13 protein-coding genes are annotated in these 17,353 nt (G+C 67.1%); 1 reads left to right on the top strand and 12 read right to left on the bottom strand.

Annotated features, from left to right (window positions below):
- Positions 1-3: 3 nt before the first annotated feature.
- From mutL to CYD53_RS18545, 9 genes are all read right to left on the bottom strand, one after another.
- Positions 4-1,818, bottom strand: a complete 1,815-nt coding sequence (mutL, locus tag CYD53_RS18585; RefSeq protein WP_103719571.1) for a DNA mismatch repair endonuclease MutL — start codon at positions 1,816-1,818, stop codon at positions 4-6.
- Positions 1,819-1,998: 180 nt separating this feature from the next.
- Entirely contained in the window at positions 1,999-3,321 is a 1,323-nt protein-coding gene (locus tag CYD53_RS18580) for a glucose-6-phosphate isomerase (RefSeq protein WP_103719570.1), read from the bottom strand.
- Between the two features lie 45 nt (positions 3,322-3,366).
- Entirely contained in the window at positions 3,367-4,662 is a 1,296-nt protein-coding gene (locus CYD53_RS18575) for a M16 family metallopeptidase (protein WP_103719569.1), read from the bottom strand.
- A gap of 57 nt (positions 4,663-4,719) precedes the next feature.
- Positions 4,720-6,012 (bottom strand): M16 family metallopeptidase, encoded by a 1,293-nt coding sequence (locus CYD53_RS18570; RefSeq protein ID WP_103719568.1) that lies wholly within the window; start codon positions 6,010-6,012, stop codon positions 4,720-4,722.
- A gap of 79 nt (positions 6,013-6,091) precedes the next feature.
- Entirely contained in the window at positions 6,092-6,757 is a 666-nt protein-coding gene (locus CYD53_RS18565; RefSeq protein ID WP_103719567.1) for a hypothetical protein, read from the bottom strand.
- Positions 6,758-6,831: 74 nt separating this feature from the next.
- Complete coding sequence (gene lspA, locus CYD53_RS18560) at positions 6,832-7,311, bottom strand: signal peptidase II (protein ID WP_210202374.1); 480 nt, start codon at positions 7,309-7,311, stop codon at positions 6,832-6,834.
- Entirely contained in the window at positions 7,311-10,268 is a 2,958-nt protein-coding gene (ileS, locus tag CYD53_RS18555) for an isoleucine--tRNA ligase (protein WP_103719565.1), read from the bottom strand. The genes lspA and ileS overlap by 1 nt, the downstream gene beginning before the upstream one ends.
- Before the next feature lie 205 nt (positions 10,269-10,473).
- Complete coding sequence (locus CYD53_RS18550) at positions 10,474-11,472, bottom strand: bifunctional riboflavin kinase/FAD synthetase (RefSeq protein ID WP_103719564.1); 999 nt, start codon at positions 11,470-11,472, stop codon at positions 10,474-10,476.
- A gap of 213 nt (positions 11,473-11,685) precedes the next feature.
- Positions 11,686-12,129, bottom strand: a complete 444-nt coding sequence (locus CYD53_RS18545; RefSeq protein WP_103719563.1) for a MaoC family dehydratase — start codon at positions 12,127-12,129, stop codon at positions 11,686-11,688.
- Between the two features lie 285 nt (positions 12,130-12,414).
- Between CYD53_RS18545 and CYD53_RS18540 the strand changes: the two genes are divergently transcribed.
- On the top strand, positions 12,415-12,798 hold the full coding sequence (locus CYD53_RS18540; protein ID WP_092169732.1) for a response regulator: 384 nt from the start codon (positions 12,415-12,417) through the stop codon (positions 12,796-12,798).
- A 39-nt stretch (positions 12,799-12,837) separates the two neighbouring features.
- On the opposite strand, the gene CYD53_RS18535 is transcribed toward CYD53_RS18540, so the two are convergent.
- The 3 genes from CYD53_RS18535 to CYD53_RS18525 form a co-directional block, all read right to left on the bottom strand.
- Positions 12,838-13,722: a TIGR01459 family HAD-type hydrolase gene (locus CYD53_RS18535; RefSeq protein ID WP_245928313.1), complete on the bottom strand. Its 885-nt coding sequence runs from the start codon at positions 13,720-13,722 to the stop codon at positions 12,838-12,840.
- Positions 13,723-13,898: 176 nt separating this feature from the next.
- Positions 13,899-15,353, bottom strand: coding sequence for an EAL domain-containing protein (locus tag CYD53_RS18530; protein ID WP_103719561.1), 1,455 nt, complete (start codon positions 15,351-15,353; stop codon positions 13,899-13,901).
- A gap of 152 nt (positions 15,354-15,505) precedes the next feature.
- Positions 15,506-17,320 carry a tetratricopeptide repeat protein gene (locus CYD53_RS18525; protein WP_103719560.1) on the bottom strand — a complete coding sequence of 605 codons (1,815 nt, stop codon included), beginning with the start codon at positions 17,318-17,320 and terminating at the stop codon, positions 15,506-15,508.
- Positions 17,321-17,353 lie beyond the last annotated feature (33 nt).

Below are 17,353 nucleotides of genomic sequence, written 5' to 3'. Positions count from 1 at the left end.
TCCTCACCTTCGCCCGAACAGCTTCTCGATATCGGCGAGCTTCAGTTCGACATAGGTCGGTCGGCCATGGTTGCACTGGCCCGAATTCGGCGTGATCTCCATTTCGCGCAGCAGCGCGTCCATCTCCTCCGGCCGCAGCCTGCGACCGGCGCGCACCGAATTGTGGCAGGCCATCGTCGCCAGCACATGGTCGAGCCGGCGCTCCAGCGAACCCGGAATCGAGGAGATCTGGCCGTGCTCGGCCAGTGCGTCGGCGACATCGCGCACGAGCTTCTGGAGATTGCCGCCGGCGAGCTGGGAAGGGGCCTCACGCACCAGCACCGCACCGGGCCCGAAGGCCTCGATGCCGAGCCCGAGCGTCGCGAGTTCGTCGGAGGCCGCATTCAGGCGATCGGCATCGACAGGGTCGAGTTCGACGACCTCCGGCAGCAATAGCGCCTGCCGGGCGATGCCAGACCTGGCGCGCTCGGCCTTCAACCGCTCATAGACCAATCGCTCATGCGCAGCGTGCTGGTCGACGATGACGACGCCCTCGCGCGTCTGGGCGACGATATAGGTCTCGTGCAATTGCGCCCGTGCCGCGCCGAGCGGCCGGTCGAGCGCATCGGCGGCTGGCTCGGCGGCATGGGCGCGCGCATCGGCGGAAGGGGTCGCGAAGCTCTCGAAACCTGCCTGGGCCGGCTCGGCGAAGCCGGCTGCAGGCCGGGGCCAGGCCGGCGTCTCGGGAAAATGCGGACGCGGGATGGAGGCCACTCCATTGCCCGCAAACACCGCGCGAAAGGCCTCGAGTGTCCGCGCCCCGCCGGTCGTGGTGGCGCGATGGCCGGCCTCGGCCAGGGCCGCCTTCAGCCCGGAGACGACGAGGCCGCGCACCAGAGCGGGATCGCGGAAGCGGACCTCGCTCTTGGCCGGGTGGACGTTGACGTCGACGAGGCGCGGCTCGCAGGCGACATCGAGGAACAGCACCGGATGCCGGTCGGAGGGCACGACATCGGCATAGGCGCCGCGCACGGCCGAGAGCAGCAGCTTGTCCCGCACCGGCCGGCCGTTCACCGCCAGATGCACCCCGGCGGAGGTGCCGCGATGGAAGGTCGGCAGGCCGGCAAAGCCCGTGACGCGGAAGCCCTCGCGCGCCACGTCTAGCGGCAGCGCGTTCTCGGGGAAATCGCGCCCAAGGCCGCGCGCCAGCCGGCGCAGCATGCCATCCTCACCATGCGCCTCCGCCGGCCAGTCGAACCCGGTGACGTGATCGCCATCGAGCGCGAAGCGGATCGTGGGATGGGTGATGGCGAGCCGACGCAGCATCTCGGAGACGGCCTGCGCCTCGGCGCGATCGCTCTTCAGGAATTTGAGCCGCGCCGGAGTGAAGGCGAAAAGATCGCTGACCTCGATGCGCGTCCCGGCCGCGGCAGCGACCGGCCGTACCACCCCCTTCTCACCAGCCTCGACGACGAGTCCATGGCCATGGGCGGAATCATGCCGGCGGGTCGCGATCGAAAGCCGCGCAACCGAACCGATCGAGGGCAAGGCCTCGCCGCGAAAACCCAGCGACTTGATCGCGAAAAGGTCGCCGTCGGGCAGCTTGGAGGTGGCGTGGCGCTCGACCGACAGCGCCAGATCCTCAGGCGACATGCCGGAGCCGTCATCGACGACGCGGATCAATTCGCGGCCGCCGGCTGCGATCGTGACCGAAATCGTGCGCGCGCCGGCGTCGATCGCGTTTTCGACCAGCTCCTTCACGGCAGCGGCCGGCCGCTCGATCACCTCGCCGGCGGCGATGCGGTCGACGAGAACGGGATCGAGGCGGCGAACGGTCATGACGCTCCATTAGTCATTCCGGGGCGGCTCGCAGAGCCGAACCCGGAACCCACGACCGGACGAACCGGCCGTCAGCGGTCCCCGATCCCCCCGTCAGGGGCTCCGGGTTTTTCGCCAAGTCTATCCTTGGGCCGACCGAAGGTCGGACCCCAGGGCGAAGGCCCGGACCGACAGGGCGACTCAGCTGCGCGCTTCGGCAAGATAGCGCTTGGCGAGGAGTTTCGCTTCCTCGACCGCCGGCTGGTCGAACGGGTCCACTCCCATGGCATAGCCGGTCAGGACCGTCTCCAGCATGAAGTGCATCAGCACTTCGCCATGGATGGTTTCGTCGATCTCATCGACATGGAAGCGGCGCACCGAGCAGCCATTCCTGGCGAAGGTGTCGATCATCGCGACGCCCTGAGCGGCGACCAGGTCGCCGATCGTCTTGCCGGCGAAATCGTCCTGGCCGATCTTGCCGGCGAGTTCGGCATCGATCCTGGGCCCCTTGCCCTTGGCGCCCACCGTCAGCACCGTGAAGAACTTGTCCTTCGGGCCGGCGAGATAGAGCTGCTGCTGCGAATGCTGATCGACCGGGCCGAGCGCACCGACAGGCTGCGTGCCCTGCCCGTCCTTGCCCAGGCTCTCGGCCCAGAGCTGCATCCACCAGCGCGTCAGCAGCGCGAATTTATCGGCATAGGGCATCAGAACCGCGATATTCTTGCCTGAGCGCATCGCGGCGAGATGCAGCGCGGCACCGACCGCGGCAGGCGTCTCGCGCACACTCTTGCCCGCCAGGACCGGCGCCACGGCCTTGGCCGCGCCGGCGCGCAGAGCCTCGACGTCGAGACCGAGCGCGGCGGCCGGCAACAGGCCGCAATTGGTCAGCACAGAATAGCGCCCGCCGACCCCGGTGTGGTGCTCGAGGAAGGGCACGCCGAAGGGCTCCAGCAGCGCGCGCAGCGGATGCAGCTTGCCGGGGATCGCTGGCTCGGACAGGCCCTGGAAACGCTCGCCGATCTGCGCATCGCTGAAGCCTGCGGCGCGCAGGGCGCTGATCACCGTGATGCTCTGCAGCAGGGTCTCGCCGGTGCCGCCCGATTTCGAGATAGCGACGAATTTCGTCGTCTCGAACGGCAGCTTGGCGAGCAGCTCCGAATAGGTCTCGGGGTCGAGATTGTCGATGAAGTGGACGCGTGGCTCAGGCGCGAAGCGCGACAGGCCGGAGATGCCGTAGTCGGCGAGCTGCGCCAGCGTCTGGCCGCCGAGGCTGGAGCCGCCGGTGCCGAGCACGAGAATGTCGGTCGCGCCTGCCTTGAGGCGCTTGGCCGCGGCATGGACCGGCGGCAGATCGGCCGTGTCGGCGGGCAGGCCGAGCAGCGGCAGCGAATGATCCCGCGCCTGGCCCTGCAGCCGCGCTAAGGCGGGAGCAAGATCGGCCAGTGCCTGCTCGAAAGCGGCATCGGGAATGCCCCCCTTGCCGACACCGGATTCGAGCGCGAGATCGAAGCTTTGCTGCAGCATGGTGATGAGGTCCGTCGCGGTGCCTAAGGGAAAGGACGAGAGGGTTCAGACGAGGCCGACCGGCCGGCCGACAGCCTGCACCAGCAAGCGCGGATCGCCGAACAGACGCTTGGCCACACGGCCGATATCGGCGAGCGTGACCTCGGCAAAGAGCCGGTTGCGCTCGCTCAGGAACTCCGGCTCGAAGCCGTTGACGGCGAGGCTGAGCAGTTCGGCGGCGATCTTGGGCGAGGTGTCGAAGCGCAGCGGATAGGAGCCGATGATGTAGCGCTTGGCCTCCTCGACCTCATGCTCGCTGGGCCCCTCATCTGCGAGCTTGGCCATCTCCTCGCGGATGACGGCAAGCGATTCCGCCGCGCGGTCGTTGCGCGTCGCGGTGCCGCCGACGAGCATGGCGCTCTCGCGCAGGGGCAGCAGGCTGGAGGAGACGCCATAGGCGAGGCCGCGCTTCTCGCGCACCTCGAGAAAGAGGCGGGAGGTGAAGGCCGAGCCGCCGAGGATATGGTTCAGCACGCTGCCCGCGATGAAATCGGGATCGTTGCGCATCAATCCCGGGCCGACGAAGCGCAGCACCGTCTGAGGCACGTCGAGATCGATGACATGGGTCTGGCCCAGCCCCTGGATCGGCAGCGGCGTGCCCGGCAAAGCGCGCGGCTTGCCCTCGGGCAAGGCGCCGAAGATCTGGTCGAGACGCTGCGCCAGCTCGTCGGCGGTGATGTCACCGACCACGACGATCTTGAGTCCGCCGCGGCTGAGCAGATCGCCGGTGAGCGCCTTGAGCCCCGCGGCCTGCAGTTTCGAGACGCTGTCGATATCGCCCTTCTCGGGCCGGCCATAGGGGTGGCCGGGATAGGCCGCCGCATAGAGCGCATTGCGGCAGAGCGTCTCGGGATTCTGTGCCTGGCGCTGCAGCCCGGCGACGATCTGCGACTTCACCCGCGTGACCGCGTCCGCATCGAAGCGCGGCGCGTTGAGGGCCAGCGCCAGCAATTCGAAAGCGGTATCGCGATGGCGCGACAGGGTCTGGAGCTGGCCGTGGAAATCGTCGCGGCGCGCATCGAAGCCGAGGCTGATGGCATGATCGGCCATCTTGCCCTGGAAGGCCTCGGCATCGAGATCGCCAGCGCCTTCGTCGAGCAGGCCGGAGATCGTATAAGCGCTGCCGCCCGCGTTCTCGGGGTCCCGGGTCGCGCCCCCGTCGAAGGCGAAGTCGATCGCGATCAGGGGCAGGCTATGCTCCTCGACCAGCCAGGCCTCGACGCCGGCGGCGGAGCGAACCTTCTGCACCGCCACGGAGGGGCCAGTGATCGCGGAAAGGGCAACGGGGATGGGCGCGTTCATGTCGCTTCCTGAAAGCGGGGCGTGACACCTCCGCCCGGTTGAAAGGAGGGCAGGCGGTCAGGCGACCGGTAGCAAAAGGCCGGTGACCGAGCGGTCGGGCCGGAGATAACGGCGCGCTGCCTCGACGACCGCCTCGCGCGGAACCGCCTCGATGCGCTCAGGCCAGGTCAGCACATCCTCGACGGTCTCGCCGACGGCAAGCGAGGCCCCGAAGATGCGGGCGAGCGAAGACTGGCTGTCGCGGGCGAAGATCGTCTCGGCAACAAGCCGGGTGCGGGCGCGCGTCAGCTCGACCTCGCTGGGCCCCTCCGCCAGGAAGGTCGCAAGTGCGGCATCGAGGCCAGCTTCGAGTACCGCCATCTCCACGCCCGGGCGCGGGCTGACCGAGAGCTGGAAAGCCGAGCGATCGACCATCGAGCCCATGAAATAGGCGCTGGCGCCGGCGGCGAGCTCCTGCTCGACGCAAAGGCTGCGATAAAGTCGCGATGTGGTCCCCCCACCCAGGATCTCCGCAGCGATCTCCAGTGCGAAGACCTCGGTCCGATCGCCGCTGAGATAGGTCGGCGTCAACCAGCCCCGGCGCAGCGAAGGCTGGTGCACGCGCGGATCGCTCAGCGTGACGCGCCGCGCCGCACGCGGATCGGGTTCGGCCGGGCGCTTGCGGGAGGGCGCCTCGCCGCGTGCGGCGATCTGGCCATAGGTCGCCTCGGCGAGCTCGCGCACCTCCTTCGCCTCGACATCGCCGGCAACGACCAGGATCGCATTCTCGGGCGTGTAGAAGCGCTGGTAATAGGCGAAGGCGTCGTCGCGGTTCAGCTCCTCGATCTCGTGCTCCCAGCCGATGATCGGCGTGCCATAGGGGTGATGCACGAACAGCGCCGCGGAGAACTCCTCGCTGAGCTGGGCCGCCGGATCGGAATCGACGCGCATGCGGCGCTCTTCGAGAACGACGTCGCGCTCGGGCCCCACGACGCTCTCGTCGAAGGCGAGCCCGGTCATCCGGTCGGCCTCGTAATCCATCATGGCGCGCAAATGCTGCTTCGGCACGCGCTGGAAATAGGCGGTGTAGTCGTAGGAGGTGAAGGCGTTCTCCTGCCCGCCGAAACCGGCGACGATCTTGGAGAATTCGCCGGCCGGCCAGCGCGCCGTGCCCTTGAACATCAGATGTTCGAGGAAATGGGCAATGCCGGACTTGCCCGCCGGATCATCGGCCGAGCCGTTGCGGTACCAGACCATATGGGTGACGACCGGGGCGCGATGGTCGGGCACCACCACGACCTCCAGTCCGTTGCCGAGCCGAAACGACTCGACAGGCGCGCTCATGCGGGTCGGCGGGATATGGATCGTCATCGCGGGACCGTGGGTTGGCGGCGGGGCATCCACCCCATATAAGCCGCCATCCCCCGGAGAACCAGACGCGACGCCCGTCTCAGTTGAGCGCGGGCAGGGTCGGCATGGGCGTACCCTGAACGAATTCTTTCTGCCCCACGGCCTGCGTGTCCTCGCGCGGGCCATTCCGGCCAGGTCCGACCGGCGCCGTCCCGGCCGGGCGACGATAGCCGACCGGCGGCTCGTAGAGATATTTCCGCTCCGGCTCGCTGCCATAGGTCAGGCTCGCCAGATCCTCGGCATTCTTGCTCGCGGCAATGTCGCGGCCGGTCCGGATCGGGGCGATGTTTTCCTCATAGGTCTTCGACTGCTGCGGCTGGAACGGCCGGCTGTTGCGGCCGGCGACACGGCCCTTCTGCAGCTCTTCCTGGCTCAGCAGCGGGCGCTGATTGTCCTTGTACTTCTCGCGTTCAGTCGCGGGCACCAGCGCGCGCGCATCCTCGGCGCGACGCTTTGCGATGTCGGGATCGTTCGGCCAGGCGGCATTGCGCGTGCTCGCCGGGTCCTGCGGCCGCGGCAGGGTCGAACCGGGAGGCACCACGAGCGGCGGCCGCTGCCGGTATTCGATGTCGTTATTGCCCTTGCCGCCGATGACGCCCTCCATCAGATTCTTGAAGAGCATGCCTTCCTGCGCGAAGGCGGGCGAGGCCGCAAGCAGCAGCCCACCGGCCAGGAGCCAATGCGTCACGCGGATGCGGTGAGCCATCTCAAACCTCCCTCGGGATTTTTTCATCCCTACTTCAACCTCAGGCGCGCGGCAAAACGATGGCGAAGCGCCCATCATGCCGGCTTATCCGAGCTGGAACGGAAGGACTCATATAGCAGAGCGGCCACGCCGACAACGATCGCCGCATCGGCGATGTTGAAGATGTACCAGCTGAAGCTGCCGTGATGCAGGTGCACGAAGTCGACGACGGCGCCGTAGACCGCACGGTCGAGGCCGTTGCCCAGCGCTCCGCCGACGATCAGAGCCAGGCTGACGACGGTCAATCGCCGCGTCTCGCGCAACATCCAGCGCCCGAGCCAGATCGCGGCAACGAAGGAGATCACGACCAGGAGCCAGCGGCCGAGGTCGCCATCCTGCTGGAACAGGCCATAGGAGATGCCGCGATTCCAGGCGAGCACGATCTCCATGAAGGGCGCGACCTCGAAAGGGCCGGTCTCGGCCAGCCGAACCCCGAAGAGCAGCCAGAGCTTGAGCGCCTGATCGAGCCCGAAGACCAGAGCGACGATGAAGATGCCGAGGCGGCGCGCCGGCATCATCGCGCGCGCTGCCCAAGCTCGCGCAAGGCCTTGGCGTCGCGCGGCGTCACCTCCGGATAGGCCGGATCGGCCAGGGCGGGATCGAAATACTTCCAGGAGCGGGCGCATTTGACGCCCGGCGCCCGCGCGGAGACGACCGCGACGCCCGGCACGTCGGGCAGGCGGAAGGCGTCTTCGGGGCCCTCGCCCGCGCTGATCGCGATGCCCGAGGTGATGCTGATCTCGGCGAGATCGACGCCCGAGAGCGCAGCCCTCAGATCGGGGTCGTCGATATAGACCTGGGGCGCGGCCTCCAGCGAGGAGCCGATGCGCTTGCCCGCCCGCTCCAGCTCCAGCGCGCCGGTGACGACGCGGCGGACGCGGCGGATCTTGCTCCAGCGCTCGGCGAGCTCGGGATCGAGCCAGCCTTCGGGCGCTTGCGCGAAGAGTTCGAGATGCACCGAGCCGTCCATCGCCTTCTGCTCGGGATAGCGCTCCAGCCAGGCTTCTTCCGTGGTGAAGACCAGGATCGGCGCGAGCCAGGTGGCCAGGCAACGGAAGAGATGGTCGACGACCGTCAATGCGCTCTTGCGGACATGGCTCGACAAGGGATCGCAATACAGCGCGTCCTTGCGGATGTCGAAATAGAAGGCCGAAAGCTCGGTGTTCATGAACTGCGAGAGCAGGTTCACCACCTTCTTGTAGTCGTAGGTGCGATAGGCCTCCTCGACCTGCGGCCCGAGCTCGGCGAGCCGATGCAGCATCAACCGCTCCAGCTCCGGCATAGTCTGCGGCTCGTTGACCCGGATATCCTCGCTGAAATGGGCGAGCGTGCCGAGCATCCAGCGCGTGGTGTTGCGCAGCTTGCGATAGGTCTCGACGAAGGTCTTGAGGATCTCCTTGCCGATGCGCAGATCGTCGGAATAATCGGCCGCAGCGACCCAGAGGCGCAGGATGTCGGCGCCCGAATCCTTGATGATGTCCTGCGGGGCGGTGACGTTGCCCTTCGACTTCGACATCTTCTCGCCCTTCTCGTCGAGACAGAAGCCGTGGGTCAGGACGATGTCGAAGGGCGCCCGGCCGCGCGTGCCGCAGCTTTCGAGCAGGCTCGAATGGAACCAGCCGCGATGCTGGTCAGAGCCTTCGAGATACATCACCCGGTCATTGCCGCCATCGCCGCGCCGGCGGGCGCGCAGATCCGGCCGCTTCTCCAGTGTGAAGGCGTGCGTCGAGCCTGAATCGAACCAGACGTCGAGCACGTCGGTGACGCGCTCGTAAGCAGCCGGGTCGTAGCCGAAGGGCTTCAGGAAGCGTGCGCCATCCAGGTCGGTAAACCAGGCGTCGGCGCCTTCCAGCTCGAAGGCATCGGCGATCGCGGCATTGACCTTGGCATCGACCAGGATCGCGCCGGTCTCCTTCTCGACGAAGACGGTGATCGGCACGCCCCAGGCACGCTGGCGCGAGACCACCCAGTCGGGGCGGTTGGCGATCATCCCGTTGATGCGGTTCTCGCCGGCGGCGGGCACCCATTGCGTGTCCTTGATCGCGCCGAGCGCAACCTCACGCAGGGTGCGGTTGCCGAGCGCCTCGACCGCCTTGTCCATGGCGATGAACCATTGCGGCGTGTTGCGGAAGATGACCGGCTTCTTCGAGCGCCAGCTATGCGGATACTGGTGCTTCAGCCGGCCACGCGCGACGAGATGGCCGCTCGCGGCAAGGGCCTTGATCACGGCTTCGTTGGCGTCGCCCTTCTCGCCCTTGTCGGTGATGACCTGCTTGCCCTCGAAGCCCGGCGCATCCTTGGTGAAGCGGCCATCGGCATCGACGGTGTAGGGAATTAGCGTTTCGATGCCGCGCTCGGCCAGCATCCGGCCATTGGCCATCCAGACGTCGAAGTCCTCGCGACCATGGCCGGGCGCGGTGTGGACGAAGCCCGTGCCGGCATCGTCGGTGACATGGTCGCCGTCGAGCAGCGGCACGTCGAAATCATAGCCCTGACCGCGCAGCGGATGAGCGCAGGTCAGGCCGGCAAGCTCATGGGCCGATACATCCGAAACCAGCTCGAAAGCGTCCACCTTCGCCGCCTTGAAGACGCCTTCCGCGAGGTTCTTGGCGAGGACGTAGGTCGCGCCGACCTTGGCCCAGTTGCCTTCCGGCGCTGCGGTGATGCGGTAGAGCCCATAGGCGATCTTGTTGTGGAAGGAGATCGCGCGGTTGCCGGGGATGGTCCAGGGCGTGGTCGTCCAGATCAGGATCGAGGCATCGGCGAGACTGCCGGCGGGTGCGACGACGGGGAACGCCACGAACACCGTGTCGCTGACATGCTCCTCATACTCGACCTCGGCCTCGGCCAGCGCGGTCTTCTCGACCACGGACCACATCACCGGCTTGGAGCCGCGATAGAGCTGGCCGGTCTCGGCGAACTTCATGATCTCGCGGGCGATCTGCGCCTCGGCGGGATAGGCCATGGTGAGATAAGGATCGGCCCAATCGCCCTCGACGCCCAGGCGCTTGAACTCCTCGCGCTGGATATCGACCCATTTCTCGGCGAAGGCGCGGCATTCCTTGCGGAATTCGACGACCGGCACATCATCCTTGTTGAGGCCCTTGGCGCGGTACTGCTCCTCGATCTTCCATTCGATCGGCAGGCCGTGGCAGTCCCAACCCGGCACGTAGTTCGAATCGAAGCCGAGCATCTGCTGCGAGCGCGCGACGAGATCCTTCAGCACCTTGTTGAGCACGTGGCCGATATGGATGTTGCCATTGGCGTAGGGCGGGCCGTCATGCAGCACGAAGCGGTCGCGCCCCTTCGCGGTGGCGCGCAGCTTCTTGTAAAGGTCGATCCTGGCCCAGCGGGAGAGCAATTCCGGCTCGCGCTGCGGCAACCCCGCGCGCATCGGGAACTCGGTCTGGGGCAGGAACAGCGTCTGGGAATAGTCGACGGTTTCGGTCTTGTCGGCGGCTTTGTCGGTCATCTCGGGTCCGGCTCGGGCAATGCGGACAAGCGGGCCATTCGAGGCTGGCGCGGCGCTGGTCCATCGTGAAACTGGGAAGCGATGGTCACCCGGCTTGCGCAAGCGCCCGCGCGTCAGCGCAGGGCGGCAGCCGGGCCCGTAATTCGCCGGAGGTCTATGAACGTGGCGCGATCAGCAAGCATCTGCGGCTTCTAGCAAACGCGGTCTACGGAAGGAAGGGCGGCGTTTTCGCCAAGATGTCGCGCGCCGCCACGCAATCGGCGTCCATCTGCACGATCAGCGCCGCGAGCGTGTCGAACTTCGCCTCGCCGCGCAGCCAGGAGACGAGCGCGACATCGACCTGCTTGTCATAGAGGTCGCCGGAGAAATCGAAGACGAAGGTCTCCAATCGCGGCGCGCCGTCATCGAAGGTCGGGCGGCTGCCGAAGCTGGCGACGCCGTCATGCCAGGCGTCGTCGATCTTCATCCTGACCGCATAGATGCCGTAGCGCAGCTTGCAATCGCGGGCGAGGTGCATGTTGGCCGTCGGATAGCCGAGATCGCGCCCGCGCTTGTCGCCGTGAGCGACAACGCCACGCACGAACCAGGGCCGGCCCAGGAAATCCGCCGCGCGGGTGACATCGCCGGCCTCGAGCGCGATGCGGATCAATGTCGAGGAGACCGGCTCGCCAGCCCAGGCATAGGGCGGTACGACCGCGACGGGCACGCCCCGCACGCCTGCGCGCGCCTGCAGCATCTCGGGCGAACCGGCGCGGCCCCGGCCGAAATGGAAGTCATAGCCGCAGACGAGCCCGGCCGCGCCCAGCTTGCCGAGCAGCAGGTCATCGACGAAGGCCTCGGCGCTGATCGCCGCGACGCCACGGTCGAACGGCAGGACGAAGGTCAATGGCAGGCCGGCCTGGCAAAGCAGCTCCAGCTTCACGGCCGGCGGCGTCAAACGAAACACCGGCTGGTCGGGGCGGAAGACGCTGCGCGGATGCGGTTCGAAGGTCAGTGCGGCGGCTTTCGCGCCATGCTCGGCCGCCATCGCGACCGCGACATGGGCAAGCTCGACATGGCCGCGATGGACACCATCGAAATTGCCGAGCGCCAGGACCGCGCCGCGCAAGGCATCGGGAACCGGTTTCTCGATGTCGAGAACGAAGGCGGCATGCGCTTGGGAAGGCTGCACGTCGGCAGGCGGCGCATCGGCGGGAAAGGTCATCGATCGCAAGCGTCCGGGCGCCCGAGGAGCCCGGGCCGGAGCAGTGTTTGGCCTCAAGGCCGCAGAGGCGTCAAGACCAAGAGCGAGACCGTCATTCCCGGGCGAAGCAAAGCGCAGGCCCGGGAACCTTGTTCAAGAAGGGGCTTTCCTGCTTGAGATGGCCGGGTCAAGCCCGACCATGACGCGAAAGCATGCTCAGACCTTAAAGCATGCTCAGACCTTCGACCGCGCAGGAGGCAGCGCGACCCAGGCCTCGCCCTCCAGCACGGCCTTGCCGTCGACCAGGCATTCGCAGAACAGCCGCGCCCGCCTGCGCTCGGCCACCAGCTCGACCACCTCGACGCGCGCAGTGACGACATCACCGATCTTGACAGGTGCGAGGAAGGTCAGCGTCTGCGAGAGATAGACCGCGCCCGGCCCGGGCAGGCGCGTGCCGAGCAGTGCCGAGACGAGGCTCGCGGTCAGCATGCCATGGGCGATGCGCTGGCCGAATTTGGTGCTGGCGGCATAGCGGTCACAGAGATGGATGGGATTCGCATCGCCCGAGAGATCGGCAAAAAGCGAGATGTCGCGCTCCATCACGGTGCGCATCAGGCTCTCGTTCTGCCCGATCGACAGATCCTCGAAGGCATGGACCTGATAAAGAGAGCTGGTCATCGTCCTGGTCGTCCCGGTGCTCCAGGCCAGCGCGTCGGCGCGACCCGGTCTTTATCTCGCATCTGCGAAAGCCTGTCACAGCCACCCGGTTTCGACCATTGAACTTTGGTGATCGCCGGCGATTGCTGCCGGCCGAACGGATAATGCCCTTAGGTCACTTCCGCATTGGATTAACCGCTTTGAAACGCCGCGGGCCTAAGAGAGTTGATCCATGGCAGCCCGTCAGAGACGGCACGCGGCCTGGGTATCGCCCCGCCCTGCGAATTTGATGCTTGGAGCACCATAATGGCTCTCGACCCCTCCATGCCGATCCTGGTGGTCGATGATTATCAGACCATGGTCCGAATCATCCGCAATCTCCTGAAGCAGCTTGGCTTCGAGAATGTCGATGATGCGTCCGACGGCTCCGCAGCGATCGCCAAGATGCGCGACAAGAAATACGGGCTGGTGATCTCGGACTGGAACATGGAGCCGATGACCGGCTTCGAATTGCTGCGCCGCGTGCGCGAGGAAGACGCGTTGTCGCAGACGCCGTTCATCATCGTGACCGCCGAATCCAAGACCGAAAACGTCATCGCCGCCAAGAAGGCCGGCGTGAACAACTACATCGTCAAGCCGTTCAACGCCCAGACGCTGAAGACCAAGATCGAATCGGTCTGCGCCGCCTGAGCGCGCGCCTCAGGGTGAGGGCCGCATGGCGGCGCCCTCTCACCACACTAGATGCGGCAATGCGAAGTCCGGCCGGTGGCTCTGCTCGGCGAACCAATCATGCCTGTGCTCCCAGGACGCCTCGAGCAGGTCCTGCGCATGGATCCCGGCCAGCACCATGACGCTCGTCGCGCCAAAGCCATTGGCTCCGGCGATGTCGGTGCGGATCGCATCGCCGATGCCGCAGATGCGCGATCGCTCGACCGGGGCGCCACGCTCGCGCTCCATGATCGCCACCGCCACCTCGTAGATCGGCTGGTGCGGTTTGCCGGCATAGATGACCTTGCCGCCGACCTCTTCATAGGCGAGCGCGATCGAGCCCGCGCAAGGCACGATGCGCCCTCCCCGATCGACCACCAGATCGGGATTGGCGCAGATCAGGGTGAGTTCGCGCCGGGCGAAATCGGCCAGCATGCCGGCATAGCTCCCGGCCGTCTCGGTCTCGTCATCGAACAGGCCGGTGCAGAGCACGTAATTCGCCTCCGCCGGCCCGACACGCGGAGCATCCAGCCCGGCGACCAGCGGCAGGTCGCGGTCGGGGCCGAGCATGAAGACAGGCTCGCCCGCGCGCTCCTGGATCAAGGCGCGGCAGACATCGCCGGAGGTCACGATCGCGTCCCAGGCGTCTTTGGGCACGTTGAAGCCCGCGAGCTGGCGCTCGATCTCGGCGCGCGGGCGCGGCGCGTTGGTGACGAGGACGACGAAGACGCCGCGCTGCCGGGCAGCAACCAGCGCCTCGACGGCATCGCGATGCGCCACGACGCCGTTATGGACCACGCCCCAGACATCGCAGAGGCAGAGATCGAAGCGGTCGGCGATCTCGGAAAAGCCGGTCAGGGCCGTGGTGGCTTTGCTCTTCGATGGCGGCAAATCTTGGTCACTCAAATCGCGGTCACTCCGGATGGCGTCGGCAGGTTCTATCGCCTGAAAAAAGATTCTACCGACCGAAGGAAAAGCATGATGCCGGAAAATGACAACCGCTTCTCGGCACCGAGCTCCCATGCATGCATCGATGAGACTTGCACCGATGAGGCACGCAGGCCCAAGGCCCATGCCGACGCTCAGGCGCTGGCGCGGCGCAGTACGGACCGGAACGACTGACGCTCGGGTTTGGCCTCGTCCTGCGCCGGGCTCGCCGCCGGCGGCGGATAGCCAAGGACCTCGGCGGTCGGGCGCGCCAGTGCGGCTTCGCTTTCGGCAGCGGGCGGCGCGACCTCCGGCTCGGCGAAGACCTCCGGCTTCACCGGGCGCGGCGGCGAGAAGATCAGGCCCTGCGCATAGGTGATGCCGAGCTCGATCATGTCGGCGACTGTCGGATTGTCGGCGATCTCGTCCGCGATCAGCGCGATCGAGGCCCGCGCCATCATCGACGCCAAATCACCAGCCGCGATGTCGAGCGAACCCTCGCCGGCCATCTCGGCCTGGAACAGCGTCGCGGGCGCCTTGACGAAGCGAATGCCGCGATCGAACAGAGCAATCGGGTCGAACCGCAGATCGGCGACCTGATCGAGCGCGAAACGCACGCCATTGGCCGACATCGCACCAAGCAATCCCAGGCTCGCCGGGTCGAGCGCGCGGAAGACGCGCTGCGGCATCTCCACCACGAGATGGCCATTGTGCTCGCGATATTTGTCGAGAATGCGCGACAGCGTCGCCAGCGCCTTGGACGAGCCCCAGGTCGCGTCGCTGAAATTGCAGGAGACGAAGAGCCCGCCCTGCTTCGTGCCGAGATGGCGCGCAATCGCCAGAGCGCGCGTCAGCACCAGCGCATCGAGCGTCGGACCGAAGCCGCGCTGCTCGACGATCGCCAGGAAATCCTCGGGCAGGAGCAGCGTGTTCTCATCGACCCGCAGGCGCACCAGCGCCTCATAGCCACGCGTGCGCCGCTGCGGCAATTGCACGATCGGCTGCAGATGCACCTCGACCTTGCCCTCGGACAAGGCCGTGCTGATCACGGCAGCGCGCTTGTCGGCGGCGCGACGTTGGGCGGCGCGCTCGGCCTCCTCGCGTTCGGCCGCGATCGCGTCGAGCCGCGCCTGGCGCGCGGCCTCCGGATCGATCACCGGAACCGGCGCCGGCTTGGCGGGCGGCGCCTGCCGCGCTTGCGCCACGGTCAATTGGGCATCGTGGTCGGCGAGCGTGGTCGCGACCTGATGGATGAGATCGCCGAGCAGACCGACCTCGGCTGTCAGTTCGTTGATCGCCGCGCGCGCCGGCGCCGCGTCGGCCTCGCGCATCGGCATCTGCTCGACGCGCTGCGACAGGTTATCCAGCCGAATGGCATTGGTGGCGAGCCTGACCTTGACCTCGCCAAGGCCGGCGAAGACCTGCTCGCGCTGCGCCAGCAGGCGCCGCTCATAGAGCCGGGCCGTACCGATCAACCCGCCGCCGCAGAGCAGCAGCCCCGCAGCCGCGCCCAATCCACCCGGCAGCAGCAAAGTCGTGATCGCGCCGGCCGAAACGCCTGTGACGGCTGCGGCGAGAGGGTGCAATGCATTCAGGCGGACAGGGGCCAAGGCAGCATTCGCGCGTTGGGTTGATCGGGACGAATCGGCGAATCACGGGTGTTCCGCAACCTTAACCATAGGTCGGACGGCTTGCGAGCGCCGGGTGGAGGCTTTGCGGCCGTAAACGCGGGAAAAACAGTGGATCGCGCCACCAGGACAGATCAGGGGCGCTTGATCAGGTCCAGGATCGTCGGTCCCAGATCGCTCATGATCCGTTCTATGACCGGAGGGCTGAAACCCCGGCGCTCGAGGAAGAGGCGCGGATCGACGCGAAACAACGGAGACGCCTCGGCGAGACCGGACACCGCGGCTGCGAATCCAGCCTGGTCTCCGGCTCCCGCATAATGCAGCGCGCGCCCAAGCAGGCTCAGCGGCCCTTCATTGGCCAGGAGCCGGGCGGCATGGCTTTCGGCATGTTTGCTGGCGCCGGTCAGCCGCGCGCCCAGAAAGGCGAAGAAATCATACCAGGGCGGCCGGCCGCTGCTGAGCGAAACTGCACGTTCCAGCAGGGGCAGGCCTTCGGCCGGGCGGTTGAGCTGGACGAAACGCGCCCCGAGATCGGCCATGATGTCGGGATCGTAGGGGTTGCGCGTCAAGGCCTCGCGGCCGGCCGCCAGCGCCTCGTCGGGCTGCCCGCGCGCGAAGAGCACATCCATCATCGCCTGCTGGGCCCGGGCGCTGGACGGCGCCAGGCGAACTGCGTTCAGCGCCGCACTCAGCGCCCGGTCGAGCGGCGGGCCGGGCTGCAGATTCAGGCCGGCTGTGTATTCGTCCAGGGTCAGGAGGGCTAGCTGCGACCAGGCCGCGTGGAAGTTCGGATCCTTCTCGAGCACACCCTCCAGGCAGATGCGCGCCGCCAGATGGTCCTCGGCCTTCATCGTCAGGCGGAAATCGAGCGCCCGGAAGATACAGCGCATCGCCGGCGACATGATCGAGGACTGCCTGAAATCGGCATGGATGACGCCGAACGGCTCGGCCAGGCGGATCGCCAGGCGCCGGGCGATGTCCGGCAATTCGGGATCCTCTGCATTGAACCGGAACTTCCTGTTGCTGGAGCCGGTCCAGACGATGCGCCCATCCTTCACCGCGCGCAGTCTCGCCGCGCTCTCGGTGACATCGCCGAAACGCGTCGCGCTCAGCTCAAAGACGTAGTCGGCATCGACCGTCGTCGCACGTGGGTCGAGCGGGGCCTTCACGGTGACGAGATCGTCGAAACCGGCGATCGCGTCGGCCAGAAGCGTCACGAACCGGCGCGCGATCTCGTTCGCCATGGGGTCGGGCGGCAACTCGCCGATCACGATCGCCAGGACGGGCAGATGCGCTGCAGCGGTGGACGTCGTCGGCTTCACCGCCCGCTCGACCGGAACACTCTGCTGCAAAACGCTTTGCTGCAAGACACTTGGCTGCAAGGATCGCGAGCCGGGCACCGGGGGTTCATCGTCCCGGATACGATACCACGAGGCCAGCGACGCCAATCCGAGCAGGAGCGCCAGGCCGGCCCCCAGCAGCCAGCGGCGCGATACGGCGGCATCGGGACGCCGGGGCGCCTCCTCCGGCGCCACGACATCGCCCGCAGTCGCCGTCGCGGGCTCGGCTTCGGCCATAGCGCGCTCATCGACCTCGAATGCCGGCACATAGGCGCCGACCGGGATCGTGATGCGGACCGGGTCGTCGACACCCTCGCCGAGATAATATTGCCCGAGCGCCTTGCGCAGGCGGCCCGCCTCGACGCGGACGATCGGGTCCGATTGCGGATCGAAATCGGGCGGGCGGCCGAAGGCCTCCACCGCCACGGTGTATCCCTTCAGCTCGGCGCTGCGCCCATCGAGCGCGCGATCGACGATGAAGCTCAGAAAGGCGGAAAGCTGAGGCGCACCGCGGAACAGGTCCGAAGCCAGGACGCGATCGAGCCCCGCGCGAATCAGTGCGGCTCTCTGCTCGTCCAGCCTGACGCCGGATTGACCGCTTGAGACCATTGGGGTCTGGCCCAGTTTGTCGCCCCCCTTGTT

The sequence above is a fragment of the Allobosea psychrotolerans genome (genome assembly GCF_002917105.1).
Lineage (GTDB): Bacteria > Pseudomonadota > Alphaproteobacteria > Rhizobiales > Beijerinckiaceae > Allobosea > Allobosea psychrotolerans.
Note: the sequence above shows the minus strand (reverse complement) of the source record. Positions and strands in the feature narration are given on the sequence as shown.